At 73.4% G+C, this 25,485-nt stretch carries 31 protein-coding genes; 24 read left to right on the forward strand and 7 right to left on the reverse strand.

Annotation, left to right across the window (positions count from 1 at the left end; all coding sequences use genetic code 11):
* Positions 1 to 9: 9 nt before the first annotated feature.
* From CP968_RS18245 to ygfZ, 11 genes are all read left to right on the forward strand, one after another.
* Positions 10 to 738, forward strand: a complete 729-nt coding sequence (locus tag CP968_RS18245) for an LmeA family phospholipid-binding protein (RefSeq protein ID WP_150519024.1) — start codon at positions 10 to 12, stop codon at positions 736 to 738.
* 160 nt (positions 739 to 898) lie between these two features.
* Positions 899 to 982 (forward strand): putative leader peptide, encoded by an 84-nt coding sequence (locus CP968_RS35710; RefSeq protein WP_359921537.1) that lies wholly within the window; start codon positions 899 to 901, stop codon positions 980 to 982.
* Positions 983 to 1,150: 168 nt separating this feature from the next.
* The gene (locus CP968_RS18250; RefSeq protein ID WP_150519025.1) at positions 1,151 to 1,996 is read left to right on the forward strand and encodes a sulfurtransferase; all 846 of its coding nucleotides are present in this window, start codon (positions 1,151 to 1,153) and stop codon (positions 1,994 to 1,996) included.
* A 75-nt stretch (positions 1,997 to 2,071) separates the two neighbouring features.
* Positions 2,072 to 2,362 carry a DUF1416 domain-containing protein gene (locus CP968_RS18255; RefSeq protein ID WP_150519026.1) on the forward strand — a complete coding sequence of 97 codons (291 nt, stop codon included), beginning with the start codon at positions 2,072 to 2,074 and terminating at the stop codon, positions 2,360 to 2,362.
* 131 nt (positions 2,363 to 2,493) lie between these two features.
* The gene (locus CP968_RS18260) at positions 2,494 to 2,757 is read left to right on the forward strand and encodes a DUF3099 domain-containing protein (RefSeq protein WP_150519027.1); all 264 of its coding nucleotides are present in this window, start codon (positions 2,494 to 2,496) and stop codon (positions 2,755 to 2,757) included.
* Between the two features lie 188 nt (positions 2,758 to 2,945).
* The gene (locus CP968_RS18265; protein WP_150519028.1) at positions 2,946 to 3,731 is read left to right on the forward strand and encodes a hypothetical protein; all 786 of its coding nucleotides are present in this window, start codon (positions 2,946 to 2,948) and stop codon (positions 3,729 to 3,731) included.
* Positions 3,728 to 4,570, forward strand: coding sequence for a hypothetical protein (locus CP968_RS18270; protein WP_150519029.1), 843 nt, complete (start codon positions 3,728 to 3,730; stop codon positions 4,568 to 4,570). The genes CP968_RS18265 and CP968_RS18270 overlap by 4 nt, the downstream gene beginning before the upstream one ends.
* Positions 4,567 to 5,484, forward strand: a complete 918-nt coding sequence (locus CP968_RS18275) for a hypothetical protein (RefSeq protein ID WP_229885941.1) — start codon at positions 4,567 to 4,569, stop codon at positions 5,482 to 5,484. The genes CP968_RS18270 and CP968_RS18275 overlap by 4 nt, the downstream gene beginning before the upstream one ends.
* A 267-nt stretch (positions 5,485 to 5,751) precedes the next feature.
* A complete protein-coding gene (locus CP968_RS18285; RefSeq protein WP_150519030.1) occupies positions 5,752 to 6,324 on the forward strand; it encodes a heme-binding beta-barrel domain-containing protein in 573 nt (190 codons plus the stop codon).
* A 163-nt stretch (positions 6,325 to 6,487) separates the two neighbouring features.
* Complete coding sequence (locus CP968_RS18290; RefSeq protein ID WP_150521976.1) at positions 6,488 to 6,898, forward strand: Fur family transcriptional regulator; 411 nt, start codon at positions 6,488 to 6,490, stop codon at positions 6,896 to 6,898.
* Positions 6,899 to 6,958: 60 nt separating this feature from the next.
* Entirely contained in the window at positions 6,959 to 7,927 is a 969-nt protein-coding gene (gene ygfZ / locus CP968_RS18295; protein WP_150519031.1) for a CAF17-like 4Fe-4S cluster assembly/insertion protein YgfZ, read from the forward strand.
* Between the two features lie 55 nt (positions 7,928 to 7,982).
* On the opposite strand, the gene dtd is transcribed toward ygfZ, so the two are convergent.
* Entirely contained in the window at positions 7,983 to 8,408 is a 426-nt protein-coding gene (gene dtd, locus CP968_RS18300) for a D-aminoacyl-tRNA deacylase (protein WP_150519032.1), read from the reverse strand.
* A gap of 136 nt (positions 8,409 to 8,544) precedes the next feature.
* On the opposite strand from dtd, the gene CP968_RS18305 reads away from it, so the two are divergent.
* From CP968_RS18305 to CP968_RS18345, 9 genes are all read left to right on the forward strand, one after another.
* Positions 8,545 to 9,117, forward strand: a complete 573-nt coding sequence (locus tag CP968_RS18305; RefSeq protein WP_150519033.1) for an RsiG family protein — start codon at positions 8,545 to 8,547, stop codon at positions 9,115 to 9,117.
* Between the two features lie 70 nt (positions 9,118 to 9,187).
* Positions 9,188 to 10,456, forward strand: a complete 1,269-nt coding sequence (locus CP968_RS18310) for a GNAT family N-acetyltransferase (RefSeq protein WP_150519034.1) — start codon at positions 9,188 to 9,190, stop codon at positions 10,454 to 10,456.
* Between the two features lie 82 nt (positions 10,457 to 10,538).
* Positions 10,539 to 11,318, forward strand: coding sequence for a putative protein N(5)-glutamine methyltransferase (locus CP968_RS18315; protein WP_150519035.1), 780 nt, complete (start codon positions 10,539 to 10,541; stop codon positions 11,316 to 11,318).
* Between the two features lie 51 nt (positions 11,319 to 11,369).
* Positions 11,370 to 11,789: a helix-turn-helix domain-containing protein gene (locus CP968_RS18320; RefSeq protein WP_150519036.1), complete on the forward strand. Its 420-nt coding sequence runs from the start codon at positions 11,370 to 11,372 to the stop codon at positions 11,787 to 11,789.
* A 9-nt stretch (positions 11,790 to 11,798) separates the two neighbouring features.
* Positions 11,799 to 12,218, forward strand: coding sequence for a VOC family protein (locus tag CP968_RS18325; RefSeq protein ID WP_150519037.1), 420 nt, complete (start codon positions 11,799 to 11,801; stop codon positions 12,216 to 12,218).
* 61 nt (positions 12,219 to 12,279) lie between these two features.
* Positions 12,280 to 12,807, forward strand: coding sequence for a GNAT family N-acetyltransferase (locus CP968_RS18330; RefSeq protein WP_150519038.1), 528 nt, complete (start codon positions 12,280 to 12,282; stop codon positions 12,805 to 12,807).
* Between the two features lie 26 nt (positions 12,808 to 12,833).
* Positions 12,834 to 13,283, forward strand: coding sequence for a helix-turn-helix domain-containing protein (locus tag CP968_RS18335; RefSeq protein ID WP_189828824.1), 450 nt, complete (start codon positions 12,834 to 12,836; stop codon positions 13,281 to 13,283).
* Positions 13,284 to 13,306: 23 nt separating this feature from the next.
* Entirely contained in the window at positions 13,307 to 13,963 is a 657-nt protein-coding gene (locus CP968_RS18340; RefSeq protein WP_150519039.1) for a hypothetical protein, read from the forward strand.
* Positions 13,964 to 14,098: 135 nt separating this feature from the next.
* Positions 14,099 to 14,440 (forward strand): DUF2516 family protein, encoded by a 342-nt coding sequence (locus CP968_RS18345; RefSeq protein WP_150521977.1) that lies wholly within the window; start codon positions 14,099 to 14,101, stop codon positions 14,438 to 14,440.
* 107 nt (positions 14,441 to 14,547) lie between these two features.
* Here the strand turns inward: CP968_RS18345 and CP968_RS18350 are convergent, their stop codons facing one another.
* The 3 genes from CP968_RS18350 to CP968_RS18365 all read right to left on the reverse strand — a co-directional run bounded on the left by CP968_RS18350 (position 14,548) and on the right by CP968_RS18365 (position 18,425).
* Positions 14,548 to 15,942, reverse strand: a complete 1,395-nt coding sequence (locus CP968_RS18350) for a PP2C family protein-serine/threonine phosphatase (protein WP_167536819.1) — start codon at positions 15,940 to 15,942, stop codon at positions 14,548 to 14,550.
* 284 nt (positions 15,943 to 16,226) lie between these two features.
* A complete protein-coding gene (locus CP968_RS18355) occupies positions 16,227 to 17,312 on the reverse strand; it encodes a C40 family peptidase (RefSeq protein ID WP_150519040.1) in 1,086 nt (361 codons plus the stop codon).
* Between the two features lie 264 nt (positions 17,313 to 17,576).
* Positions 17,577 to 18,425, reverse strand: a complete 849-nt coding sequence (locus CP968_RS18365) for a class I SAM-dependent methyltransferase (protein ID WP_373303989.1) — start codon at positions 18,423 to 18,425, stop codon at positions 17,577 to 17,579.
* A 230-nt stretch (positions 18,426 to 18,655) separates the two neighbouring features.
* Here CP968_RS18365 and mshA point away from each other — a divergent pair, with 230 nt between their 5' ends.
* Positions 18,656 to 20,044: a D-inositol-3-phosphate glycosyltransferase gene (mshA, locus tag CP968_RS18370; protein ID WP_150519041.1), complete on the forward strand. Its 1,389-nt coding sequence runs from the start codon at positions 18,656 to 18,658 to the stop codon at positions 20,042 to 20,044.
* Positions 20,037 to 20,525 (forward strand): type III secretion system chaperone family protein, encoded by a 489-nt coding sequence (locus CP968_RS18375; protein WP_150519042.1) that lies wholly within the window; start codon positions 20,037 to 20,039, stop codon positions 20,523 to 20,525. Before mshA ends, CP968_RS18375 begins: the two co-directional genes overlap by 8 nt.
* Positions 20,526 to 20,614: 89 nt before the next feature.
* Here CP968_RS18375 and CP968_RS18380 read toward each other — a convergent pair whose 3' ends face one another.
* Entirely contained in the window at positions 20,615 to 22,009 is a 1,395-nt protein-coding gene (locus CP968_RS18380; RefSeq protein WP_167536820.1) for an MDR family MFS transporter, read from the reverse strand.
* 152 nt (positions 22,010 to 22,161) lie between these two features.
* On the opposite strand from CP968_RS18380, the gene CP968_RS18385 reads away from it, so the two are divergent.
* Complete coding sequence (locus tag CP968_RS18385; protein WP_150519043.1) at positions 22,162 to 22,923, forward strand: phosphoglyceromutase; 762 nt, start codon at positions 22,162 to 22,164, stop codon at positions 22,921 to 22,923.
* A 96-nt stretch (positions 22,924 to 23,019) separates the two neighbouring features.
* Here the strand turns inward: CP968_RS18385 and CP968_RS34130 are convergent, their stop codons facing one another.
* The gene (locus CP968_RS34130) at positions 23,020 to 23,169 is read right to left on the reverse strand and encodes a hypothetical protein (RefSeq protein WP_167536821.1); all 150 of its coding nucleotides are present in this window, start codon (positions 23,167 to 23,169) and stop codon (positions 23,020 to 23,022) included.
* 111 nt (positions 23,170 to 23,280) lie between these two features.
* The gene (gene phoU / locus CP968_RS18390) at positions 23,281 to 23,958 is read right to left on the reverse strand and encodes a phosphate signaling complex protein PhoU (protein WP_150519044.1); all 678 of its coding nucleotides are present in this window, start codon (positions 23,956 to 23,958) and stop codon (positions 23,281 to 23,283) included.
* Between the two features lie 210 nt (positions 23,959 to 24,168).
* Between phoU and phoR the strand changes: the two genes are divergently transcribed.
* The gene (gene phoR, locus CP968_RS18395) at positions 24,169 to 25,485 is read left to right on the forward strand and encodes a two-component system sensor histidine kinase PhoR (protein ID WP_150519045.1); all 1,317 of its coding nucleotides are present in this window, start codon (positions 24,169 to 24,171) and stop codon (positions 25,483 to 25,485) included.

Consider the following 25,485-nt stretch of genomic DNA (forward strand, 5'->3'; position numbering starts at 1 on the left):
GGAGGGCACGTGCGCGCTCTGCGTGTCGTGGTGGTCATCGGGATCGTGCTGGGGGCGCTCTTCGTGGGCGCGGACCGCTGGGCGGTCGGCTACGCCGAGAACCGGCTGGCCGACCGCATCCAGGCCCGCCAGGGGCTGGCCGGGACCTCCGAGGTGGAGATCCACGGGTTCCCGTTCCTCACCCAGGCCCTGAGCCACGACCTGGACCGGGTGGACCTGAGGCTGCGCGGCGTCGAGGCGATGGCGGAGGGCCGCAAGACCCGGCTCTCCGAGGTCGACGCGAGCTTCCGCGGGGTGGAGCTGAACGGGGACTACAGCGGCGGCACCGCGCGGCGCGCCGAGGGCACCGCCCTCCTCACGTACGCCGACCTGACGGCGGCCTCGCAGACCGGCGCGACGCTGGGCTACGGCGGCGCGCCGGGCAAGATCAAGGTCACCGTCGGGGTGGAGATCCTCGGCCGGACGCTGAGCCGCAGCGTGGTCTCCACCGTGACGCTGGAGGACGCGCCGGGCGCGGCGGACGGCGGCCCCGGCGGCAAGGTGGTCCGGGTGCGCGCGGACGAGGTGCCGGGAGAGGGCATCCCCGGGATCGAGGGCCTGGTGCGCAAGAAGACCGACTTCGACCGCCGGCTCGACGCCGGTCTGCCGTCCGGTCTGGGCCTGTCGGCCCTGACCTCGGACCAGACGGGCGTGCACCTCACGCTGAGCGGCACGAACGTGGTGCTGGCCGGATCGTGAGACGGGGTGGTCCGATCCGCAGGCGGACGGGCCACCGAGAGGGCCGCGGGACGACCCGGGGGCCTTTCGGGGGGATGCTTATCCCACTATGCGGACGATCCTGTCTCGCTATATGACACACCGGTGACAGGGCGGCCGATTCGTCCCTACGATCCTGGCTATGAAGCATCAGCAGGCGGACCTCACGAAGCGGCGGGCAGTAGACCTGTGTCGCGTCGCCGCCATGCTCTGTCGGTCCATCTGACGTGTGAGCGCATCCGCTCCACCAGCCGGACGACGGCCCTTCCCGCGTGACCGCACCCGCCTCCGCCTCCCCTGACGCCTCCCCGCGCAGGACCTGCGAGGCACCCGGAAGCACGCACCAGCACCCCGCAGCACAGCCCCGCCGCACACTGCCCCGGAGGAGAACACCATGAGCCGCAGCGACGTCCTCGTAGACGCCGACTGGGTCGAGGCCCACCTGAACGACGACCACGTCGTGATCGTCGAGGTGGACGAGGACACGTCCGCGTACGACAAGAACCACATCACCAACGCCGTCCGGATCGACTGGAAGACCGACCTCCAGGACCCGGTCCGCCGCGACTTCGTGGACCAGGAGGGCTTCGAGAAGCTCCTCTCCGCCAAGGGCATCTCCAACGACGACACCGTCGTCCTGTACGGCGGCAACAACAACTGGTTCGCGTCGTACGCCTACTGGTACTTCAAGCTCTACGGCCACCAGGACGTGAAGCTCCTCGACGGCGGCCGCAAGAAGTGGGAGCTCGACTCCCGCGACCTGGTCGACGGCAAGAACGTCCCGAACCGCCCGGCCACCACGTACAAGGCCAAGGCCCAGGACACCTCGATCCGCGCCTTCCGCGACGACGTCGTGGCCGCGATCGGCTCCCTGAACCTGGTCGACGTCCGCTCGCCCGACGAGTTCTCCGGCAAGCTCCTCGCCCCGGCGCACCTTCCGCAGGAGCAGTCGCAGCGCCCCGGCCACGTGCCGAGCGCCCGCAACATCCCGTGGTCGAAGAACGCCAACGACGACGGCACCTTCAAGTCGGACGACGAGCTGACGGCCCTCTACGAGGCCGAGCAGGTCGACCTGGCGAAGGACACCATCGCGTACTGCCGCATCGGTGAGCGCTCCGCGCTCACCTGGTTCGTGCTGCACGAGCTCCTCGGCCAGGAGAACGTCAAGAACTACGACGGCTCGTGGACCGAGTACGGCTCGCTGGTCGGCGTGCCGATCGAGCTCGGCCCCGCCAAGTAACCCTGCCGGGCGCGCAGGGAAACAGGACAGCGGCCGCCACGGCCGGTACGACCTCTCCAGGACAGGACAGAGAACATGTGTGGAGCACAGATCGGCGGGCCCGACCTCGCAACGCTCAAGCCCGGTGAGACCGCGATCCAGGGTCAGATCACCCAGGGCGGCGAGCCGGTGTCCGGCTACGTCCGGCTGCTGGACTCGACCGGCGAGTTCACCGCCGAGGTCCCGACCTCGGCGACCGGCCAGTTCCGCTTCTACGCCGCCACCGGTTCCTGGACGCTGCGGGCGCTCGTCCCGGGCGGCCAGGCGGACCGCGCGGTCGTGGTCGCCGAGGCCGGCGGCGTGACGGACGTGGCGATCGCGGTCTGAGCACCGCCCGTGTGATCGCCTGACAGTCGGCCGGAGGGCCGCACCCCCGGGGGTTGGACGCCACTGGAACGGGGTGCGGCCCTTCGTGCCGTCCAGGGGTCGTCCGGCCCGGACGGCTCTACCCTGGACTCATGTACGCCCGGCGCCGGCGCGCCTACTTCCTGCTCATGGGCGGATGCCTGCTCCTCTTCGTCTCCGCCTGGGCCTTCGTGCGCCTGTGGTCGGTGCCGGCCGCGGTGGCGATGTGCGTCGTGGCCATGGTCATCCCGCCGGTCGCCGCGATGGTCGCCAACCGGCGCGGACCGGACGACCGCTGGTGGGACGACCCGTCGGGGGACCCCAAGTCCGACGAGTGGTGGGACGAACTGGACGGAAAGCGTCGCCGTGACGACTGAAACCCCGTGAGATGAAACCGTAATAATCGTCCGTACAACTGTTCCCTTCCGGGACGGGTCATGGGTAGGCGCGGGTAGCGAATCCGCGCCACCCGTCCTGTGGGGGGACTTCCTTGGAACATGAACAGACCAGCCCTGAGCAGCGGAAAGAGGGCGAGGTCGGACCGGCGTCCGACGCTCCCGACCCGATGCGCGCAGTCGAGGCTCCCGAGACCGCCGTGGCTCCCGAGACCACCGCGGCCCCCGAGGTTCCGGGCCGCCGCCACCGGGGCCGCACCGCCCTGCTGATCGCCGCGGCGGCCGCCCTCGGCGTCCTCGCCGGCACGGCCACGGGCTACGCCGTCCAGTACGACCGCCCGCCCACCCCGCTGCCGCCGCTGGCGCAGCCGTCGATGACCGCTCCGAAGCCGCTGGCCCGGGACGAGGCGTCGAGCACCCGCTCCGTCAACGCCAACCGCTGGCACAAGAGCGACGAAGACCTCGCCACGATGCTGATCGAGGCCCCGGGCGGCGCGAAGACCGCGTTCTCCGGCTCCCTCTCCCCGGACGCCTACGCGGCGGACTTCTACAACCATCCCGGCGCGGGCCTGCGCAGCCTCCTCCGCGACGACGTGCGGCGGATCGCGTCCGTGAAGTGGGCCGAGGACGACCAGAACTTCGTCGACGTCTACCTGCTGCAGTTCCGGACGCGGGGCGGCGCCGACAGCTTCCAGCGCGGCCAGTCCTCCTACATGCCCGACAAGGACCACGCCGGAAACGACGGCATGGCCGTCCCCGGGGTCCCCGCGGCATTCGGCCGCGCCTGGGTCGACTCCGAGCAGCACGCGAAGCCCGGCTACCTCCCGGTCCGTGACGCGAGGGCCCTCCTGCGGCGCGGTGACATCCTCATCGACATCCACTACACCAACAACCGCGGCAAGGTGGACAAGAACGCCGTCCTCGACCTCGCCAAGCGTCAGATGGAGCGGCTGTGAGCGAGCGGCACGACGACGGGGACACGACGCCGGCCGCCGCCGGGGCGCGCGAGCCCGGCGGGGAGCCGCAGGCCCCCGACCGGTCCCCGCGCCGGGCGCGCCGCAGGACGGTCGCGCTGGTCTCGGGCGGGCTGGGCCTCGCGGTCCTCGCGGGCGCCGGCTTCTGGGCGTACGGACGGCTCGGCGACGCCGACCGGACCGCCCCGACGCAGTACTGGAACGCGGCGGGGGACGACTCCGCCGCCCGCTCGACGCCGGCGCCGACCGTTGCGCCCAACGCGCTGGTGGCCAAGCTGCTGCCGATCCCCGTCGGCTACGAGAACGGCCCGGACCTCGACCCGGAGGGCAACGACTTCTCCGTGTCGGCCGAGCGGGCGGCCGAAAGCCTCAAGAGCGCCCGGACCGGCCTGTCCGCCAAGGAGCGCGAGGAGCGCGACAAGGTGCTGGCCGCCATGAAGTTCAAGGGCGTGGCCGGCCGCAGCTACCTTCCGGTGACCGGCGGGCTGGTCAGCGAGATCCGCCTCACCCAGGCGGACCCCGCGGCGCTGGCGCCCTTCTCCGAAGCCGCCGAGAAGCTCATCGGGCTGCTGGGCCAGGACGGCGAGGCCCCGAAGATCGACGGCTTCCCGGAGGCGCGGTGCGCGTTCCACGCCGTCATAGACGAGGACGACAAGAGCAAGAACAAGGGCCAAGACCAGATCGACGCCCTGGAGTGCGTGGCCGTCGAGGGGGACGTACTGGTGACCTTCAGGACGTACGGGACCCTGCACGTGAAGAACTCCGCGGACCTCTTCAAGAGCCAGCTGAACCACCTGAAGTCCCCCGGGGAGAGCGCGTGAGCGAGCAGACCACCACCGGCGCCGTCACCGAGCCGCACGGGGCGTCCCCGCGGGACGCCCCGCCGGCGCAGCCCCCGGCCCCGAGGCAGCCCCCGGACCCGGCACCCGCCCCGGACGGCGTCCCCGCCGAGGCCGCCCCGAAGGACCGGCGCCGGCTGTTCGCCGTCCTGCGGTGGACCGCGGCCGCCCTCGTCTTCGCGTCGGCCGCCGCCGGGACCGCGTACGGGCTCGTCCGGCCCGAGCGCACCGAACTGCCGGGGCTGACCACCCTGGACGACGGCCGCTGGGCGTACCCCGTCCTGGCCAAGCCCGAGCTGCCGGCCGGCGCTCCCCTGCCCAAGGGCGCGGACAACCCGGACGCCACCCACTACGCCGCGCTCTCCGCCCTGCTGCTCACGCCCCCCGCCGGCGCCGGGCCCGACAGCGGCTTCGCGGCGGGGGAGGACGGCGCGGTCTCCCCGGAGACCTTCCTGGGCGAGTACGCCCCCGACGCCCGGGCGGCGCTCCAGGAGGGCTTCGCGTACGAGGGGCTGCGCCAGATCGCCGGCCGCGCGTGGACGATGCCGGACGGCACGCGCACCCGGGTCTACCTGCTGCGCTTCCACTCCTTCGGCTTCGGCCAGCTCTTCCCGGGCTGCGCGGCCGACGCGAAGCTCGACGGCGCCGCCGTCCTCGTTCCCGACCCGGACTGGGCCAAGGCGAAGAGGTCGCAGCGCAACGACCTCGCCGAATACCTGGAGACCCGCGCCGTCTCCGTCTACGAGGAGAAGAAGCCCCACGGCGACACCCAGACCCGGCTGGGCTGCCTGGACGCGGGCGACGTGCAGGCCGTGATCCTGCAGACCCGCAAGGGCGGGGCGGCCCCCGTGCCCTTCCACCAGACCGTGATCCTGCAGAGCCAGCTGCTGAGCTGAGCGGGCGGGCAACCGGTACGGCCCACCTCGCAGAGTGCGCCGGTCCCCGGGCCAGTAGGCTGGGGGACCGGCCCGTACACCGCACCGAATCCTCCGAGGAGCACCCCGTGCTTGAGGCAGTCTTCACCTCCCTGCTGGTCCTGGTCTGCGTCGGCGTCATGGCCTTCACCGGCCTGGCCGTCAAGAAGCTGTACCAGGGCCAGCGCTGAGCGACCGCGCAGCAGACCGCCCCGGAACCCCTCACACAGATCGTCTGAGCAGCCAACCATGATCCAGATCCCGTCCGACCTGAACCCGGGCCTCGTGCCCCTCGCCTTCCTCCTCGGCACCTGGGAGGGCGCGGGCGTCTTCGACTTCCCGGGCGAGGAGAAGTGCAACTTCGGCCAGGAGGTCGTCTTCGGCCACGACGGCCGGGACTTCCTGGAGTACGCCTCCCACACCTGGGTCCTCGACGCCGAGGGCAACAAGGTGCGGCCCCTGGAGTCCGAATCCGGCTACTGGCGCATCGACGAGGACCGCAAGGTCGAGATCGTCATGGTCCGCGACCAGGGTGTCGTCGAGGTCTGGTACGGCGAGCTCGCCGACCAGAAGCCCCAGATCGACGTGGTCACCGACGCCGTCGCCCGTACCGCGGCCTCCGGCCCGTACAGCGGTGGCAAGCGGCTCTACGGCTACGTGAAGAGCGACCTGATGTGGGTCGGCGAGAAGGCCACCCCCGAGGTGGAGCTGCGGCCGTACATGTCGGCGCAGCTGAAGAAGGTCGTCTCGCCCGAGGAGGTCGCCGAGATGGCGCGCAACCTCCCGGACATGCCGGACGACGGCATCGCCTTCTTCCGCTGACCGGGACCCGGGACGTGCGGCAAGGGGACCGCGGGCTCGCCCGCGGTCCCCTTCGCGCGCTTACACTGGCCGGGTGGTGAGGACCGAGAACGCCGAGAGCACCGAGAACGCCGAGAGCACCGAGACCGCCCGGACCGACGAGACCGCCGACTGGAAGACCGACCTGCGCCAGCGCGGGTACCGGCTGACCCCGCAGCGCCAGCTGGTGCTGGAGGCCGTCGACCACCTGGAGCACGCCACCCCGGACGAGATCCTCGGCGAGGTGCGCAAGACCGCCTCCGGCGTGAACATCTCCACCGTCTACCGGACCCTGGAGCTCCTGGAGGAGCTCGGGCTGGTCTCGCACGCCCACCTCGGCCACGGCGCCCCCACCTACCACCTCGCCGACCGGCACCACCACATCCACCTGGTCTGCCGCGACTGCGCCGACGTCATCGAGGCGGACGTGGACGTCGCCGCCGAATTCACCGCGAAGCTCCGCACCACCTTCGGCTTCGAGACCGACATGAAGCACTTCGCGATCTTCGGCCTCTGCAAGAAGTGCGCGGCCGAACACCGGGCCGCCGACGCCTAGACCGTCCCTTTCGGATCTTGCCGGCCCGGGCCGCGCCCGGCGAGTCGTACGCTTGGTCCCATGACCAGCAGCCCTTTGCTCCACCTCCCCGGCGCCGTGCAGGCCGAAGGCCGCGACGAGGGCGTCGCCGCCCATTACGGCGAGCTGTACGGCGAACAACGGGCCCTCGGCGACGGCCGCGGCTTCGTGGACCTCTCGCACCGCGGGGTCGTCACCGTCAGCGGACCCGAGCGGCTGAGCTGGCTGCACCTGCTGCTCACCCAGCACCTCACCGAGCTGCCCGCCGGCCAGGCCACCGAGGCGCTGATCCTCTCCGCCAACGGGCACATCGAGCACGCGCTCTACCTCGTCGACGACGGCGAGACCACCTGGGCGCACGTGGAGCCCGGCACCCAGGCGGAGCTGATCGCCTACCTGGAGTCGATGAAGTTCTTCTACCGCGTGGAAGTCGCCGACCGCACCGGGGAGTTCGCGGTCGTCCACCTGCCCGCCGGCTCCATCGCGGAGGTCGCCGGGGGCCACGCCGTACGGGAGACCGCCCACGGCCGCGACGTCTTCCTGCCCCGCACCGCGCTGGAGGACTTCGCCGCGGCCCACGGCCCGGCCGCCGGCCTCCTCGCGTACGAGGCGCTGCGCGTCGAGGCCCACCGGCCGCGGCTCGGCCTGGAGACCGACCACCGCACCATCCCGCACGAGCTGGGCTGGATCGGCACCGCCGTGCACCTGCAGAAGGGGTGCTACCGCGGCCAGGAGACCGTCGCCCGCGTCCACAACCTGGGCAAGCCCCCCCGCCGCCTGGTCTTCCTGCACCTGGACGGCTCCGAGGTGCTGCTCCCGGCGCACGGCACGCCCGTCCGGCTGGCCGCGGACGGCGGCGAGGGGCGCCAGCTCGGCTTCGTCACCACCGCGGTCCGCCACCACGAGCTCGGCCCGATCGCGCTCGCCCTGGTCAAGCGGAACGTTCCCGTGGACGCGCCGCTGCTCGCCGGGAACACGGCCGCCGCACAGGAGGTCGTCGTCGCCCCCTAGGGCAGGGCGGCGGCCCCGGGGCAGCCCGGGGCCGGATGAGATGGCCCGATGTGTCTCAGATGTCGATGACGACGGTGAACGGGCCGTGGTTGGTGAGCGAGACCCGCATGTCCGCACCGAACCGGCCCGTCGCCACCGTCGCACCCAGCGCCCGCAGCTGCGCCACCACCTCGTCGACCAGCGGCTCGGCCACCGGGCCGGGCGCGGCCGCGTTCCAGGTGGGGCGGCGGCCCTTGCGGGCGTCTCCGTACAGCGTGAACTGGGAGATCACCAGCAGCGGTGCGTCCACGTCGCTACAGGACTTCTCGGCCTCCAGGACGCGCACGGACCACAGCTTGCGCGCCAGCAGCGCCGCCTTCTCCGGGGTGTCGTCGTGGGTCACCCCCACCAGCACGCACAACCCCTCGCCGACGATCTCGCCCACGGTCTCGCCGGCCACCACGACGCTCGCGCCGTCCACCCTCTGCACCACAGCTCGCATACCACCTGTGTACCAGGCGTGCACCCGTCCGGGGCCGATCGGGTGCAGTGGGACTGCATCGGGGCCACGGAGGGTGGCACGATGCACGCAGGCGGTGCGGGTGCGCCGCACCGGTCGAGGGGACGGACTCGTTCGTATGAATACTTCTGGTACCTCCGTACCTGCATCACCGGCTGCCATCTCCGCCGCGGTCCGACCGCCCGCGCAGCGCACCGCCGACACCCCGCCGCCGGGGACGCCGACCACCGCGCTGGGCCTGCCCGAGCTGCGGGCCCTGCGCCGCGACGCGCAGCGCGACGAGGCCGACCTCAGCTACGTGCGCCGCCTGCTCCAGGGCCGCATCGACATCCTGCGGGCCGAGCTGGCCCGGCGCACCGACCCCGAGGTCCCGGTCGTGGACCGGCTCTCGGAGATCCTCGCCGACGCCCCCTCCAGCCGCAGCGCCTCCGCCCGGCACGTGACGCTCGGCACCCCGCACAGCGAGGAGTACCGGGTGCTGGCGGCCGAGATGCTGTCCGACGTGGAGCTCTCGGACCTGGACGCCCGCACCGACGCCGAACTGCACGACGGGCTGGGCAGACTGGTCCGCTACGAGCAGCAGGTCTCGCGGCGCCGACAGCAGCTCCAGCGCACGGCGGACGACTGCAGCGCGGAGATCACCCGCCGCTACCGCGAGGGCGAGGCCCAGGTGGACGACCTGCTGGCCTGAGGCGCGGCCCCTGGGGGTCGGGCCGAAAACCGGAGGACTGCGGCCGGTGGGCCGACTAGCGTGGCCGGTCATGAGCGCTGACGTCAGGCCGATCGCCGCATCCGAACTCCCCGACTGGCTGCGGACCGTGAACACGGGGTTCCTCACCGCCTCGGGGGTGACGCAATCCGATGTCGCCCAGCGCCGCGAGCACACCGATCTCGCGCGCACCCAGGGGGCGTTCGACACCGGTACGGGCCGCTGCGTCGGGGCGCTGCGCTCCTTCGCACAGCGGCTCACCGTGCCCGGCGGGGCCGACGTCGCCGCGAGCGCCGTCACCAACGTCGGCGTCCTGCCGACCCACCGCCGCCAGGGCCTGCTGACCCGGATGATGGCGGCCGAACTCACCGCCGCCCGGGACCGCGGCGACGTCCTGTCCACGCTGATCGCCGCCGAGTACCCGATCTACGGGCGGTACGGGTACGGGCCCGCCGCCTCCCTCCGCGAGTGGGAGATCGACGTGCCGCGCACCGGCCTCGACCCGCGCCGGCCGGTGCCCGCGGACGGCGGGCGGATCGAACTGGTCGACGCCGCCCAGGCCCGGCTGATCGGGCCCGGGCTGCACGAGCGGCTGCGGGCGGTCACGCACGGCGCGGTGGACCGCGACGCGCGTTGGTGGAGCCTGGCGACCGGCCTGGAGTCCGTCTCCCACCGCCCGTACCAGGAGAAGTTCTTCGCGGTCCACCGGACGGCCGACGGCGAACCGGCCGGACTGGTCGCCTACCGGGCCGACGGCCACTGGACGGACGCCAAGGTCCCGCTGAACACCGTGCAGGTCACCGATCTGATCGCGCTGACCCCGGAGTCGGAGCGGGCGCTGTGGCACTTCCTGTGCTCCATCGACTGGGTGCTCAAGGTGCGCACCGGCCCCCGGGCCCCCGACGACCTCGTCGACCAGCTGCTGCCCGATCCGCGCGCGGCCAGGACCGTGACCGCCGCCGACTTCCTGTGGGTGCGGCTGCTGGACGTCGTACGGGCGCTGGAGGCGCGCACGTACGCGGTGCCCGGGGAGCTCGTCCTGGAGGTCACGGACGCGGCGGGCCTGGCCGACGGCCGCTACCGGCTGACGGCGGGCGCCGGCGGGGACACCGGCTCCGGCGCGGCCCGCTGCGAACGCACCGACGCCCCGGCCGGCCTGCGGCTGGACGTGTCGGCGCTCGGTTCGCTCTACCTCGGCGACGAGTCCGCGGTGCGGCTGGCCGCGCTCGGCCGGATCACCGAGCTGCGGCCGGGCGCGGTCGCGCTGGCCGACGTGCTGCTGCGCACCGCGCGCCGGCCGTGGTGCCCGGACGTCTTCTGACGGGACCGGCGGGAGGACGGACGGCGGTACGCGCCGGGCACGGCCGGCGGAGCGGCGAAGGAGCGGGGAAGGAGCGGGGAACATGACGCGTTCGAGGTCACTGGTGGAGCGGCTGCGCGCCGCGGGCTGCGTCTTCGCGGAGGAGGAGGCGGACCTGCTCGTGGGGGCCGCCCGGGACGACGGGCACCTGGCGGAGCTGCTGGCCCGCCGGGTCGCGGGCGAACCCCTGGAACACGTCGTGGGGTGGGCGGAGTTCTGCGGACTGCGCCTGGAGGTGGGCGCGGGGGCCTTCGTGCCCCGCCGGCGCACCGAGTTCCTGGTGCGGGAGGCGGTGGACGCGGCCCGGCCGGGCGCGGTGGTGCTGGACCTGTGCTGCGGGGTGGGCGCCCTGGGCGCGGCCGTGGCCTCCCTGGTGCCGGGCGGGGTGGAGCTGCACGCGGCGGACATCGACCCGGTGGCGCTCGCGTACGCGCGGCGCAACGTGGCCGCGTACGGCGGCGCGGTGTGGGAGGGCGACCTGTACGCGGCGCTGCCGGCGCGGCTGCGGGGACGGGTGGACCTGCTGGTGGTGAACGCCCCGTACGTCCCGACCGGGGAGATCGCGCTGATGCCCTCGGAGGCCCGCGACCACGAACCGGCCGTCTCCCTGGACGGCGGCGCGGACGGCCTGGCCGTGCACCGCCGGGTCGCGGCGGGCGCCCTGCCGTGGCTGGCCCCGGGCGGCCGCCTCTTCGTCGAGACGAGCGCCCGCCAGTCCCCGGTGACGGCCTCGGCCCTGACCTCGGCGGGCCTGGCGGTACGGGTGGCGACCTCGGAGGAGCTGTACGCGACGGTGGCGATCGGCACGGCCCCGGAGCGCTGAGCGGCGCCCGCCGCGCCGCCGGCTGTCGGTGCCCGGCCGTACGCTGGCGGGGTGATGCTGGAAGACCTCGTACGGCTGCGCCGGGCCCGGGACGCGATGGACCGCGACTACGCGGAGCCCCTCGACGTGCCCGCGCTGGCGCGGGTCGCCCTGATGTCGCCCGGTCACTTCTCGCGCAGCTTCCGGGCCGCCTTCGGCGAGACCCCGTACGGCTACCTGATGACCCGCCGCGTCGAGCGGGCCAAGGCGCTGCTGCGGCGGGGCGACCTGAGCGTCACCGAGGTGTGCTTCGCCGTGGGCTGCACCTCGCTGGGGTCGTTCAGCTCGCGCTTCACCGAGCTGGTCGGCGAGACCCCGAGCGCCTACCGGGCCCGCGGGCACGAGACGGGCGCGGCCATCCCGGCCTGCGTCGCGAAGATCCTCACGCGCCCGGTCAGGAACGGAGAAGCGAAAACCGCCGCCCGGACGTAGCGTCGGGCCATGACCATCAAGCTCTCCCAGTGCTTCATCGCCGTCGACGACCACGACAAGGCGCTCGCCTTCTACCGGGACGTCCTCGGCATGGAGGTCCGCAACGACGTCGGGTTCGAGGGGATGCGGTGGGTGACCGTCGGCTCGCCCGAGCAGCCCGACGTGGAGATCGTCCTCGAACCGCCGCTCGCCAACCCGAACGCCTCGCCCGCGGACAAGCAGGCCATGGCCGAACTGCTGGCCAAGGGCATGCTGCGCGGCGTGATCTTCTCCACCGACGACTGCGACGCCACCTTCGAACGCATCCGCGCGGCGGGCGGCGAGGTGCTCCAGGAGCCCAGCGACCAGCCGTACGGCGTCCGCGACTGCGCCTTCCGCGACCCGGCGGGCAACATGCTCCGCTTCAACCAGCCGCGCAGCACGCGCTGACGGACGGGACGGACCCGGACCGCCGCCGGGGGCGCGGTCCGGGCCGCGTACCGTGGCGGCCATGACGATCACGGCGCACTGGAGACTCCGGCCGGCCTCGGTCGCGGACGTCGGGGCCGTGGCCGAGGTCCGGGCGGTGGCGCTGCGGGCGGACCTGGAACGGCTCGGACGCTACGACGCGCACCACGTGCGACAGCGGCTGCGGGACGCGTTCGACCCGGCCCACACTTGGGTGATCGAGGTGGACGGCGCCCTCGCCGGCAGCGCGGCCCTGCGCCCGGCCGCCGACGCCCACTGGCTGGAGCACTTCTACCTGGCCCCGTACGCCCAGGGCGCCGGCATCGGCTCGGCCGTGCTGCGCGAACTGCTGGAGCGGTGCGACCGGGCCCGCGTGCCGGTCCGACTGAACGTCCTGCGGGGCAGCCCGGCCCGCGCCCTGTACGAACGGCACGGCTTCAGGGCCGTGAGCGAGGACCCGGTGGACGTCTTCATGCTGCGCGAACCGGCGACGGGCGAACGCACGGCGCCGGTGCCGGTGCAGCGCACCGACGGCGCGGTGGGAGCTGTAGCAAGCGTCTGCTTGCAATAGTTAGCAGAGTCCGGCAGGATCGGGGCATGGCATCGCTCAACGTCGGGGACCTCGGCGCGTACCTGCGCGAGCAGCGTCGGCAGGCCCAGCTCTCGCTGCGGCAGCTCGCCGACGCCGCGGGGGTGTCCAACCCGTACCTGAGCCAGATCGAGCGCGGGTTGCGCAAGCCGAGCGCGGACATCCTCCAGCAGCTGGCCAAGGCGCTGCGGATCTCCGCGGAGACGCTGTACGTGCAGGCCGGGATGTTGGACGAGCGGGACCGCGACGAGGTGGAGACGCGCGCCGTCATCCTCGCCGACCCGTCCATCAACGAGCGGCAGAAGCAGGTGCTGCTCCAGATCTACGAGTCGTTCCGCAAGGAGAACGCGCTCGACACGGCCGCCGCGGATGCCGCGGAGGCCGCGGGGGCCGCGAACGGCCCGGCCGGGACGCGGCCCGGTGCGTCCGACGACGCGATGCCGCCCAAGCCGAACTGACACGTATCCGGGAGGACCCGCACATGGCCATCGCCGATGACCTGAAGAAGACCCTCACCGACCCCACCCCCCTCTACTTCGCCGCCGGCACCGCCGACCTGGCCGTGCAGCAGGCGCGGAAGGTGCCGGGGCTCATCGAGCAGATCCGCGCCGAGGCCCCCGCGCGCATCGAGGCCGTGCGCAACACCGACCCGAAGGCCGTGCAGGAGAAGGCCCGGGGTGCGGCCAAGGAGGCGCAGGAGGCCGTCACCGCCCGGGTCGCCGAGGTGTTCGGCGCGATCGACCCGAAGAAGCTCGGGGAGACCGCCCAGGACCTGGCGCTGCGCGGAGTCGGCGTGGCCGCCGAGTACGCGGTGCGGGCCAAGGAGACGTACGACAAGGTCGCCGAGCACGGCGAGCTGGCGGTGCGGTCGTGGCGGGGCGAGGTCTCCGAGGAGATCGTCGACATCGCCGTGGCCGTCGAGCCCGCGTCGTCGGCCGCTCAGACGCCGGCCGCCGGGACCGAGGCCGCCGCCGAGCCGGTGAGCGCCGAACCGGTGACCGCGGAGACCGCCCCGGCCGCCGGGACCGAGTCGGCCGCCGAGGCCGCCGCGGCTGAGGAGAAGCCCGCGGTGAAGAAGCCCGCGGCGCGCAAGAGCACGGCCCGGAAGGCCGCGGCCGCGCCGGCCGACGAGAGCTGAACCGCATGACGTACGACGGGCCGGGCACCGGGGCGGTGTCCGGTTCGTTGTGCCGTTCGCGGGGGAACCCATGCCGGTAGCGTGGAGCCAGGCGTCGTCCGGCGTGTGGAGCAGCAGGAGAAGGCGGTCATCGCGATGGATTTGATGGAAGGGTTCGACCTCAGGGTGATCCCCATGCTCGGGATCGCCATGCTGGTGCTCGCCGTGGTGGCCTTCGTGATGGCGCTGGTGGCCCGCGAGGACGCGTACCGGGCGGCCGGGAAGCAGAGCAAGACCTTCTGGCTGGTCATCCTCGGCATCACCGTCGTCGTGGACTTCTTCCTCGGGATGCTGTTCCTGCAGATCGCCGGCCTGGTCGCGACCATCGTGTTCTTCGTCGACGTGCGCCCCGCCCTCAAGCAGGTGTCGGGCGGCGGCCGGCGCAGCGGCGGCAGCAGCAGCGACGGGCCGTACGGGCCCTACAACGGCGGCCGGTAGGCACCCCCGCCCCGCGCCGCGCGCGGGGCGGGATCATCCGGGTCCACCGAGACCCCACCGGACGGACGCGGGCGCGTGCGGCCGTCGGCGCCCGAGTCCGTCGGCCGTCAGCCCGCCGCGCGGGAGAGCAGGACCACGGCCACGTCGTCGGTGAGCTCGCCGCCGTTGAGGCGGCGGGCTTCGGTGACGGAGGCCTCCAGCAGCTCCTCGCCGGTCAGGCCCGCGGCCAGGTGCCGGTTGATCATCTCGACCATGCCGTCCTGGCCCAGCCGTTCCCGGCCGGGACCGATCCGCCCCTCGATCAGCCCGTCCGTGTAGAGCATCAGGCTCCACGCGCCGCCGAGCTCCACCTGGCGGCGCGGCCAGCGGGCCCGGGGCAGCAGGCCGAGCGCCGGACCGCTGTTCTCGTACGGGAGCAGCCGGGCGGCCCGGCCCGGGCGCGCGATCAGCGGCGCCGGGTGGCCGGCCAGGCACAGGCCGGCGCGGCGGCCGTCGGGGGCGATGTCCACCGTGCACAGCGTCGCGAAGATCTCCTCGCAGGGCCGCTCCACCTCCAGCACCTCCTGGAGGGTGGCCAGCAGGTCGTCGCCGCACAGGCCGGCCAGGGTCAGCGCGCGCCAGGCGATGCGCAGCTCGACCCCGAGGGCGGCCTCGTCCGGGCCGTGTCCGCAGACGTCGCCGATCATGGCGTGGACGGTGCCGTCGGGGGTGCGGACGGTGTCGTAGAAGTCGCCGCCGAGCAGGGCCCGGCTGCGGCCGGGACGGTAGCGGGCGGCGAAGCGGAGGTCGGAACCCTCCAGGAGCGGGTGGGGCAGCAGCCCGCGCTCCAGGCGGGCGTTCTCCTGGGCGCGCAGTTTCGATTCGGCGAGCTTGTACTGGGCCGCGTCGGCCCGTTTTCTCTCCACCGCGTAGCGGATGGCGCGGCTCAGCAGCCTGCCGTCCATCTCGTCGCGGAAGAGGAAGTCCTGGGCGCCGACGCGGACCGCCTCGGCGGCGCGCTCGGCGTCGGTCTCGGAGGTGAGCACGAGCACGGCGTGGTGCGGGGCGATCCGCAGCACCTGGTGGAGGGCGCCCAACGGGTCGCCGCCCGCACCGGCGGGCGGGGTGAGCGCGAGGTCGAGCAGGATGCAGTGCACGTCCGGGGTGAGCAGCCGCTCGGCCTCGGTGAGGTTGCGGGCGGTCCGCAGCCGTATGCGGTGGCCGTCGGCGTCCAGGACCTCGGGGACGGTGAGGCCGCCTTCGGGGTCGTCCTCGATGACCAGCAGGGTCAGCGGGGTCGCCGGCGGGGCCGTCCGCGGTCCCCTCGGCGGGACCACCGGTGCCGCGGCCGGGGCCGCGACCGGTGCGGGCGCGGCGGCTGCCGTCGGTGCGGCCGCGGTGGCCGTGGCGGCGGTGGCCGCCGTGACGGGTGGGGTCGCGGCGGGCGGTGCGGCGGTGTGCAGAACGGCCTGACCGCTCTCCGTGGCCGGGGTGTCCCTCTGCCGCGGTACGGGTACGGGCATCGTCTCCGGTTCCTTCCCTCCCCCCGAGGGTGCGTCCGGCCGACCCTAGCGGTCCCGGCCGGGGAAGCGGAATGCCGTTCCCGGCCGAGGCCTCCGTCATATGCCGTTATCGCGGGGGAAAATCCGCCTCGCTGATGACCAATGTCACGGTGGGGCCGGAGCCCGTCCCGTCACACGAGACGCGCGGGAGCCACGGAAGGTTGCCCCGCCCGGCCCGCGCGGCCGGCCCGCCCCGCGCGGCCGGTCGGCTCGGCAGGGCCGACCCGGCGAGGCGTGCGGGCGGCTCAGGCGTCCGGGCGGACGATCGCCTTGATCGGCATCGAGCCCGCGCCCGCGATCGTGACGTTGCGGCCCGGTCGCGGTGCGTGGACCATCGCGCCGTCGCCGACGTACATCCCGACGTGGCTGGCGTCGTCGAAGTAGATGATCAGGTCGCCCGGGCGCATGTCCTTGAGCGCGACCTTCGGCAGCAGCCGCAGCTGCTCCTGCGAGGTGCGCGGGATGGTCCGGCCCGCCGCCAGCCAGGCCTTCGAGGTCAGGCCGGAGCAGTCGTACGAGTCCGGGCCGACCGCGCCCCAGACGTACGGCTTGCCCATCTGGGCGGTGGCGAACTGCACGGCCCGCTTCCCGGCGTCCGTCGCCGCGCCGTTCACGTCCTTCAGCGCGCCCGTCGACAGCCAGGCGGTCTGCGCCTTGTACTGGGCTTCCTGCTCCAGCTGGAGCAGCCGAGCCTTCTCCTCGGCCTCCAGCTTGCTCTCCAGCCCCTCCGCCGTCTTGATCTTCTCCTCGATCTTCTTCTTGGCCTCCTCCTGCTTGACGCGGTTGGCCTCCATGGCGGCCCACTGGGTGCTCGCGTCGCTCGCGTACTGCCGCAGGTCGGCCTGGGTGCGGTCGAGTTCGGAGAGCAGGTCGGAGGTGGCCTTCTCGCCCTGGCGCAGCCGGTCCGCGCCGTCGAGGAACTGGTTCGGGTCGTCGCTCAGCGCGAGCTTGGCGCCCGGCGGCAGGCCGCCCGAGCGGTACTGGGCGCGGGCTGCGGCGCCGGCACGGCCCTTGAGGGCGGTGATCCGGTCCTGGCCGGCGACGACGAGGTTGGCCAGCTCGACGATCTTCTCCGACTGGACCCTGGTCTCGGCCTCGGCGAGGTTGTAGGCGTCCGTGGCGCTGCCGGCCTGGCGGTAGAGCTCCTCTATCTCCTTGCGGACCTGCTCCAGGGACGTGGCGCCGGGAGCGGGCGCCGGGGGCGCGGGGGCTGCCGGGACCGCCGGAGCCGCGTGCGCGATGCCCGCGGTGATGCCCGGCGTCGCCGCCATCGCCATCGCGCACAGCAGTACGAGCGTGCTTGCGCCTCGCCGTCGCCTTACGGCACTCATGGTCCCCCCGGGCACCCGAGTCAGATCCGCCATCAGATCTGACTATTCATCAGTAACTTGTTACCGCATTCGGGATGGTGCCACGGCTCGGAGAATTCCAACACCCTTGTGGATAACCGGCCGACCCCGCCCGCGCCCGCGCAGCCGACCCACCCCGCAGGCACCAACGGACCGCCGCCGCCCCCGGTTCCCCGTCCCGCGGCCCCCGCCACCCCGGCAACCCCCGCCGCCCCCGTATCCGCCGCCCCCGCCCCCGTCGCTCCCTCACCCCGCGGGCCGCAACGCCTCCCACCGCACCGTCAGTTCCCCCTGCCGCCAGCGCCCCGGCCCGTCCGCCAGCGGCCAGTCGCCCGAGAGGGACCGCGCCGTGCGGATCCAGCGCTGCCGCGCCCCGTACGAGGCGTACGGGGCCGCTGCCGCCCACGCCCGGTCGAAGTCCCGCAGGAAGGCGTGCACCGGCTCGCCCGGCACGTTCCGGTGGATCAGCGCCTTCGGCAGCCGCTCCGCCAGGTCCGAGGGGCGCTCCAGGGAGCCCAGCCGGGTCGCGAACGTCACCGTGCGCGCCCCCTCCGGCCCCAGCGCGACCCACACGTGCCGCCGCCCGATCTCGTCGCAGGTCCCCTCCACCAGCAGCCCGTCCGGTGCCAGCCGCCCGCACAGCCGCTCCCACACCCGGGCCACCTGCTCCTCGTCGTACTGGCGCAGCACGTTCGCCGCCCGGATCAGCGACGGCCGCGCGTCCCCGTCCAACGGCACCTCGAAGCCGCCGTGCCGGAAGCTCAGCCCCTCCCGCTCGTACGGCTTCGCCCCCGCGACCCGCGCCGGTTCGATCTCGATGCCGACCACCCGCACCCGCGGCGCCGCCTCCCGCAGCCGCGCCATCAGCTCCACCGCGGTCCAGGGAGCGGCCCCGTACCCGAGGTCCACCGCCACCGGTGCCTGCGCGCGGCGCAGCACCGGACCGTGCGTCGCGGCGATCCAGCGGTCCATCCGGCGCAACCGGTTCGGATGGGTCGTCCCGCGCGTCACCGCGCCCACCGGACGGCCGGAACGGCGCGCGGTCGCGTCCGCCGCGGGCCGCGGTGACGGGGGAGGGGTGGTGCGGGAGGCCATGTGCCGAGAGTAAGCGGAGGGCCCCCGCCGGATAAAAACCCGGCAAACCGAGCAGGAAATCGGCGCTCCCCCGGAATGCGGGGGGCGGCCGTACGGGTTGCACTGCTTGCAGAGCGCCGCCCGCGCTCCTGCCGCCATGCCGTCGCAGCGTCGCCACGGCCGGTGCCCGCCCCGCCCGCGCGCCCGAGCGCCGCCCGTCCGAGATCGTCAGAGCGAGAGGAACTGCTCCCTTGAGCCAGTACGTGTCCCGCCTCGGCGGCAGCCTCAGCGGCCGCCTCGCCGCTGCCCGCGCCACCCGCCTCGAACAGCCCCCGCGCCTGCGCCTGCCCGCCGCCGTCGGCGGCCACCGCAAGCCCCGCCGCGTCGCCATGCTCAGCGTGCACACCTCACCGCTGCACCAGCCCGGCACCGGTGACGCCGGCGGCATGAACGTCTACATCGTGGAACTGGCCAAGCGCCTCGCCGCCATCGGCATCGAGGTCGAGGTCTTCACCCGGGCCACCACCGGCGGCCTGCCGCCCGTGGTCGAACTGGCCCCCGGGGTCCTCGTGCGCCACGTGGACGCGGGTCCGTACGAGGGCCTCGCCAAGGAGGAGCTGCCGGCCCAGCTGTGCGCCTTCACCCACGGGGTCATGCGGGCCTGGGCCGGCCACCGCCCCGGCTACTACGACCTCGTCCACTCCCACTACTGGCTGTCGGGGCACGTGGGCTGGCTCGCCGCCGAACGCTGGGGCGTCCCCCTCGTCCACGCCATGCACACCATGGCCAAGGTCAAGAACGCCGCACTGGCGGAGGGCGACACGCCCGAGCCCGCCGCCCGCGTCATCGGCGAGACCCAGATCGTCGCCGCCGCCGACCGCCTCATCGCGAACACCGCCGAAGAGGCCGACGAGCTCGTCCGCCACTACGAGGCCGACCCCGGCAAGGTCGCCGTCGTCCACCCCGGCGTCAACCTCGACCGCTTCACCCCCGGCGACGGCCGCGCCGCCGCCCGCGCCCGCCTCGGGCTGCCGCAGGACGCCGTCATACCCCTGTTCGCCGGCCGCATACAGCCCCTGAAGGCGCCCGACATCCTGCTCCGCGCCGTCGCCGAGCTCGTCGACCGGGACCCCTCGCTGCGCCGCCGTCTCTTCGTCCCCGTCGTCGGCGGCCCGAGCGGCAGCGGCCTCGCCAAGCCGGAGGGCCTGCAGAAGCTCGCCGCCCGGCTGGGCATCGCCGACCTCGTCCACTTCCACCCGCCCGTCGGCCAGGACCAGCTCGCCGACTGGTTCCGGGCCGCTTCCGTGCTGGTCATGCCCTCGTACAACGAGTCCTTCGGGCTCGTCGCGATCGAGGCCCAGGCCGCCGGCACCCCGGTCCTCGCCGCCGCCGTCGGCGGACTGCCCGTCGCCGTCGACGACGGGATCACCGGCATCCTCGTACCCGGCCACGACCCGGTCGACTACGCCCGCCAGCTGCGCCGCTTCGTCGACGAACCGGGCCTCGCCGGGCGGATGGGCGCCGCTGCCGCGCGGCACGCGCAGTCCTTCGGCTGGGACACGGCCGCCGCCGGCACGGCCGACGTGTACACCGCGGCGATGCACGATCATCGCCGTCGCGTACGCTCCCACCATGGCTGACACCGCCGCGATCATCGAGAGCACGCTCGCCGGGGCCGAACTGCCGTGGGAGAGCCCGGAGCCGGGCTCGTACGTCGTCCAGCTCCCCGGCACCCGCAAGCTGAGCACCACCTGCTCGCTCAAGGTCGGCAAGCACTCCCTGTCGGTCAACGCCTTCGTGATCCGCCACCCCGACGAGAACGAGGCGGGCGTCCACCGCTGGCTGCTGGAGCGCAACCTCAAGCTGTACGGCCTCGGCTACGCCGTGGACCGCCTCGGGGACATCTACCTGACCGGCCGGCTGCCGCTCGCCGTGGTCACCCCGGACGAGCTGGACCGGCTGCTCGGCACGGTGCTGGAGGCGGCGGACGGCGCCTTCAACACCCTGCTGGAGCTGGGCTTCGCGGACGCCATCCGCCGCGAGTACGCGTGGCGCGTCTCGCGCGGCGAACCGACGCGCAACCTGGACGCGTTCACGCACCTGACCCGGCCGTCCGACTGACGCGCCCGCCCCGACCCGGGACGGCCCGGCCCGGCCCTCCGACCGGTGAGCCGGGGCCGCGGCCGGCCGGCGCCGGTCCCGGTCCCGGTCTACGGGGCCGTTACCGGGGGCGCGGCCGGCGGCGCCGTGGCGGGCGCGACGGCCGGGGCCGTGGCCGGCATCGTGGCGGCGACGGCGACGGCCACCTCCGCGAGCCCCTCCAGCCCCTCCAGCCCCTCGGGTGCCTTCGGTCGCCCGGTACCGGCGGCGTCCGGCGCCGGGGCGGGCGCGGCGACCACCGCCCCCGGCAGGTTCCGCATCAGCAGCCAGTACCCGGCTGCCGCGGCCGTGCCCAGGAGCGCCGTCGTCCCCCACAGCCACCGCGCGCCGAACCGGTCGATGACGCCGCCGGCCAGCAGCGGCGCGACGAGCGAGGCCACCGCCCACGACATCGTGTACATGCCCTGGTAGCGGCCGCGGCCGTGCAGCGGCGAGAGCCGGGCCACCAGCCCCATCTGCGTCGGCGAGTTGATGATCTCGGCCAGCGTCCACACGCAGACGGTGAGCGCGAGCACCCCGAGCGAACCGCCGAACGCCGTCAGCCCGAAGCCGTAGCCCGCCAGCAGCGCCGAGACCACCAGCAGCCTCTGCGGGTCGCGGTGTTCGATGAAGCGGGTGACCGGGATCTGCAGCAGCACGATCAGCACGCCGTTCACCGCGATGACCATCCCGTAGTCACCGGTGGAGAACCCCGCCGCGCCCATGGCCAGCGGCAGCCCGAACGAGCCCTGCATGAAGATCAGCGAGATCAGGAACGACAGCCCGACGACGCCCATGAACCGCCCGTCGCGCAGCACCGTCCCCAGCCCGACCTCCGCCTCGGCCGCGACCGAGGCCGCGTCGCCCTTCTCGGGCCGCGACTCGGGCAGCTTGACGTACACGAGCACCGCGCAGACCAGCGTCAGCGCCGCCTCGCCGAGGAACCCGGCCAGGTAGCTGTACTCGGCGATGAACCCGGCCACCGCCGCCGAGACGGCGAAACCGAGGTTGATGGCCCAGTAGTTGAGCGCGAAGGCCCGCACCCGGTCCTCCGGCCGCACGATGTCGGCCATCATCGCCTGCACGGCCGGCCGCGAGGCGTTGGAGGTCATGCCGACCAGCAGCGCCACCGCCGCGATCGCCGCCGGCTGCTCCATGAAGCCGAGCAGCGCCACCGAGAACGCCGTCGAGGCCTGCGCCGCCAGCAGCGTGGGCCGCCGCCCGAGCCGGTCGGTCATCACGCCGGCGACGAGCGAGGAGATCACCCCGCCCAGCCCGTGCAGGGCGACCACCAGGCCCGCGAAGGAGGCCGAGTAGCCCCGGTCCACGGTCAGGTACAAGGTCATGAATGTGGCGACGAAGGCCCCGAGCCGGTTCACCAGGGTGCTCGTCCACAGCCACCAGAACGCGCGCGGCAGACCGGACACGCTCTCCCGGGCGGCCCGTCTCAGCCTGTCAACGGACATAAGGAATCCCCCCGGGCGATGTAAGTGTCTCTCCTGCCTTCGGCACGTTACGAGGAGGGGTGGTCCGGCGCCAGTGAATTGACGTCCGGCGTCAATCGGCGGGGGCGAACACCGCGCGCGGGCGGGCGCCGGCGTCCATTAGGCTCGTACGCATGGCCGACGCACCGTACAAGCTGATCCTCCTCCGTCACGGCGAGAGCGAGTGGAACGCGAAGAACCTGTTCACCGGCTGGGTGGACGTCAACCTCAACGAGAAGGGCGAGAAGGAGGCGGTCCGCGGCGGTGAGCTGCTCAAGGACGCCGGCCTGCTCCCCGACGTCGTGCACACCTCGCTCCAGAAGCGCGCGATCCGCACCGCGCAGATGGCGCTGGAGGCAGCCGACCGCCACTGGATCCCCGTCCACCGCTCCTGGCGCCTGAACGAGCGCCACTACGGCGCCCTGCAGGGCAAGGACAAGGCCCAGACCCTCGCCGAGTTCGGCGAGGAGCAGTTCATGCTGTGGCGCCGCTCCTACGACACCCCGCCCCCGGCCCTTGAGGACGGCACCGAGTTCTCCCAGTCCGGGGACGCGCGCTACTCCTCCATCCCGCCGGAGCTGCGCCCGAAGACGGAGTGCCTCAAGGACGTCGTCGTCCGGATGCTCCCGTACTGGTACGACGGCATCGTCCCGGACCTGCTGGCCGGCCGGACGGTCCTGGTCGCGGCGCACGGCAACTCCCTGCGCGCCCTGGTCAAGCACCTGGACGGCATCTCGGACGCCGACATCGCGGGCCTGAACATCCCGACGGGCATCCCGCTGGCCTACGAACTGGACGCCGACTTCAAGCCCCTCAAGCCGGGCGGCACCTACCTCGACCCGGACGCGGCGGCGGCGGCGATCGAGGCGGTCAAGAACCAGGGCAAGAAGAAGTAGCCCCGACGCGCGAAGAGGCCCCCCGTCCACCGGTTCTCGGTGGACAGGGGGCCTCTTGCCGGGCTCTCGCTGCTCTCTCGCTGCTTCGGGAGCGGGTCAGCCCCCGCACTGGCACGGGGCGCCGGACTGGCAGCCGCAGCCGCAGCCCGAGCCGCAGCCGCACGCCGCGAGCAGGGGGAGCCGCAACGGCTCCGACCTCGGCGGCCGGTCCTGCTCCGGGGTGATGGGGACGGGGGAATCGGGCATGGTTCCTCCTCGCAGGCGGCGTACGGGACTTCGCACGACGGACCGCCCTCGCCTCATTCATGCCCAGCCCCACCGGCGCGTCAACGGCGCACGGGGGCTCGGTGTCGCGGGTCAGGCGCCCTCGACCTGCGTCGGCTGCTGGAGCTCGTCCGCGTGCTCGCCCGTCACCAGGTAGACGACGCGCTTGGCGACCGACACGGCGTGGTCGGCGAACCGCTCGTAGTACCGGCCCAGCAGCGTCACGTCCACCGCCGTCTCGATGCCGTGCTTCCAGCGGTCGTCCATCAGGTGCTGGAACAGCGTGCGGTGCAGCTGGTCCATCTCGTCGTCGTCCTGCTCCAGCTGGAGCGCCAGGTCGACGTCCTTCGTGATGATCACCTCGGCGGCCTTCGCCATCAGCCGCTGCGCCAGCTGCCCCATCTCCAGGATGGTGGCGTGCAGGTCGTGCGGGACCGCGCGGTCCGGGAAGCGCAGCCGGGCGAGCTTCGCCACGTGCTGGGCCAGGTCGCCCGAGCGCTCCAGGTCGGCGCTCATCCGCAGCGAGGTCACCACGATCCGCAGGTCGGTGGCGACGGGCTGCTGCCGGGCCAGCAGGGCGATGGCGCGGGCCTCCAGGTCGTGCTGGAGGTCGTCCACCTTCTGGTCGGCGGCGATGACGCTCTCGGCGAGCTTCAGGTCGGCGTCGAGCATGGACGTCGTGGCCCGCCCGATCGCGGAACCGACCAGGCGGGCCATCTCGACCAGGCCCTCGCCGATCGAGTCCAGTTCCTCGTGGTACGCGTCACGCATGTCTGGTGTCCCTCTCTTGACCTACTTCGGTACGGCCCGCGGGCCGGGGCGCTCTCGTGCCCCACGCTCACACGGTGGGCCGCGAACGCGTCCGACTCCGGCACCACAAGTGAATCAACCCCGTCGCCAGGGTGAACTCTGGGCGACGAGTGTTCGAGGTGCCACCCGAACGGCTGTGGAAGTGTCGTCGTGCCTGCTTAACCTGGATGCATGGACGTGAACGCGGCGGTCGCCGCAGCTGCAGCGATAGCCGGTCTGTGCACCGGTGTCATCGCCATGCTGGCGTTCCGCTGGAGCGAGCGCGACCAGGCCCGCCCCACCCGGAGCTCCATGCGCCCCGACATCAACGCGGTGCTCCCGCCCGGCGTGGACACCGTCCTCTCCGTGCTCCGCTCCTCCGCCGTCGTCCTCGACGAGGGGGACGCGGTGGTCAAGGCCAGCTCGGCGGCATATGCCCTCGGCCTGGTCCGCGGCGGCAAGCTCGCCGTGGAGCCCATGCTCCACATGGCGCGCGACACCCGCCGCGACGGAGAGATACGCCAGGTCGAGCTGGACCTGCCCCGGCGCGGCACCGGCCGCGGCGAGGCCCTCGCGGTCTCGGCCCGCGTCGCCCCGCTCGGCTCCCGCCTCGTGCTCCTCCTGGTCGAGGACCTCACCGAGGCCCGCCGCATCGAAGCCGTGCGGCGCGACTTCGTCGCCAACGTCTCGCACGAGCTGAAGACGCCGGTCGGAGCGATCTCCCTGCTCTCCGAGGCCGTCATGGACGCCTCCGACGATCCCGAGGCGGTCAGCCGCTTCGCCGGCCGCATGCAGATCGAGTCGACCCGCCTGATCAACCTCGTACAGGAGCTCATCGACCTCTCCCGGGTGCAGAACGACGACCCGCTGGAGGACGCCGAGCCGGTCCGGGTGGACACGCTGGTCGCCGAAGCCATCGACCGCTGCCGCCACACGGCGTCGTCCAAGCAGATCACCATGGCCGCGGGCGGCACCGCCGACTTGCGGGTCTGGGGCAACCGCGGACAGCTCGCGGCCGCCCTCGGCAACCTGGTCGAGAACGCCGTCAACTACAGCCCCGCCCGCACCCGCGTCGGCATAGCCGGACGCAGGGTCGCGGTGCCCGGGGGAGACTTGATCGAGATCGCCGTGACCGACCAGGGCATCGGCATCCCGGAAAAGGACCGCGAGCGCATCTTCGAGCGCTTCTACCGCGTGGACCCGGCCCGCTCCCGCGCCACGGGAGGAACCGGCCTCGGCCTCGCGATCGTGAAGCACGTGGCGGCCTCGCACGGCGGTGAGGTCGCCGTCTGGAGCTCCGAGGGCCAGGGCTCCACCTTCACCCTCCGCCTGCCCGAAGCGGCCGCGCCGGCCCCGGCCGCACCCGTCGCCTCACCCGCGTCGCCCACCCCGTCAGCCTCGTCCACCTCAACAGGCTCATCCGCCCCACCCGTCGCACCTGCGCTCACCGCAGCACCAGAACCGCACACCGCACCAGCCGCCATCCCTGCCCCGGAGGTCCTTCCGTGA

Origin of the sequence: Streptomyces subrutilus (assembly GCF_008704535.1) — a bacterium.
GTDB lineage: Bacteria > Actinomycetota > Actinomycetes > Streptomycetales > Streptomycetaceae > Streptomyces > Streptomyces subrutilus.

Coding starts and splice junctions, on each gene's coding strand:
- dtd (WP_150519032.1), bottom strand. CDS start 8,408: ATGCGAGCTGTGGTGCAGAGGGTGGACGGCGCGAGCGTCGTGGTGGCC.
- CP968_RS18375 (WP_150519042.1), top strand. CDS start 20,037: ATGGCTGACACCGCCGCGATCATCGAGAGCACGCTCGCCGGGGCCGAA.
- CP968_RS18340 (WP_150519039.1), top strand. CDS start 13,307: ATGGCCATCGCCGATGACCTGAAGAAGACCCTCACCGACCCCACCCCC.
- CP968_RS18380 (WP_167536820.1), bottom strand. CDS start 22,009: ATGTCCGTTGACAGGCTGAGACGGGCCGCCCGGGAGAGCGTGTCCGGT.
- CP968_RS18255 (WP_150519026.1), top strand. CDS start 2,072: ATGTGTGGAGCACAGATCGGCGGGCCCGACCTCGCAACGCTCAAGCCC.
- CP968_RS18265 (WP_150519028.1), top strand. CDS start 2,946: ATGCGCGCAGTCGAGGCTCCCGAGACCGCCGTGGCTCCCGAGACCACC.
- CP968_RS18250 (WP_150519025.1), top strand. CDS start 1,151: ATGAGCCGCAGCGACGTCCTCGTAGACGCCGACTGGGTCGAGGCCCAC.
- CP968_RS18385 (WP_150519043.1), top strand. CDS start 22,162: ATGGCCGACGCACCGTACAAGCTGATCCTCCTCCGTCACGGCGAGAGC.
- CP968_RS18350 (WP_167536819.1), bottom strand. CDS start 15,942: ATGCCCGTACCCGTACCGCGGCAGAGGGACACCCCGGCCACGGAGAGC.
- CP968_RS18305 (WP_150519033.1), top strand. CDS start 8,545: ATGAATACTTCTGGTACCTCCGTACCTGCATCACCGGCTGCCATCTCC.
- CP968_RS18330 (WP_150519038.1), top strand. CDS start 12,280: ATGACGATCACGGCGCACTGGAGACTCCGGCCGGCCTCGGTCGCGGAC.
- CP968_RS18260 (WP_150519027.1), top strand. CDS start 2,494: ATGTACGCCCGGCGCCGGCGCGCCTACTTCCTGCTCATGGGCGGATGC.
- CP968_RS18325 (WP_150519037.1), top strand. CDS start 11,799: ATGACCATCAAGCTCTCCCAGTGCTTCATCGCCGTCGACGACCACGAC.
- CP968_RS18285 (WP_150519030.1), top strand. CDS start 5,752: ATGATCCAGATCCCGTCCGACCTGAACCCGGGCCTCGTGCCCCTCGCC.
- ygfZ (WP_150519031.1), top strand. CDS start 6,959: ATGACCAGCAGCCCTTTGCTCCACCTCCCCGGCGCCGTGCAGGCCGAA.
- CP968_RS34130 (WP_167536821.1), bottom strand. CDS start 23,169: ATGCCCGATTCCCCCGTCCCCATCACCCCGGAGCAGGACCGGCCGCCG.
- phoU (WP_150519044.1), bottom strand. CDS start 23,958: ATGCGTGACGCGTACCACGAGGAACTGGACTCGATCGGCGAGGGCCTG.
- CP968_RS35710 (WP_359921537.1), top strand. CDS start 899: ATGAAGCATCAGCAGGCGGACCTCACGAAGCGGCGGGCAGTAGACCTG.
- CP968_RS18315 (WP_150519035.1), top strand. CDS start 10,539: ATGACGCGTTCGAGGTCACTGGTGGAGCGGCTGCGCGCCGCGGGCTGC.
- CP968_RS18345 (WP_150521977.1), top strand. CDS start 14,099: ATGGATTTGATGGAAGGGTTCGACCTCAGGGTGATCCCCATGCTCGGG.
- CP968_RS18310 (WP_150519034.1), top strand. CDS start 9,188: ATGAGCGCTGACGTCAGGCCGATCGCCGCATCCGAACTCCCCGACTGG.
- phoR (WP_150519045.1), top strand. CDS start 24,169: ATGGACGTGAACGCGGCGGTCGCCGCAGCTGCAGCGATAGCCGGTCTG.
- CP968_RS18335 (WP_189828824.1), top strand. CDS start 12,834: ATGGCATCGCTCAACGTCGGGGACCTCGGCGCGTACCTGCGCGAGCAG.
- CP968_RS18365 (WP_373303989.1), bottom strand. CDS start 18,425: ATGGCCTCCCGCACCACCCCTCCCCCGTCACCGCGGCCCGCGGCGGAC.
- CP968_RS18355 (WP_150519040.1), bottom strand. CDS start 17,312: ATGAGTGCCGTAAGGCGACGGCGAGGCGCAAGCACGCTCGTACTGCTG.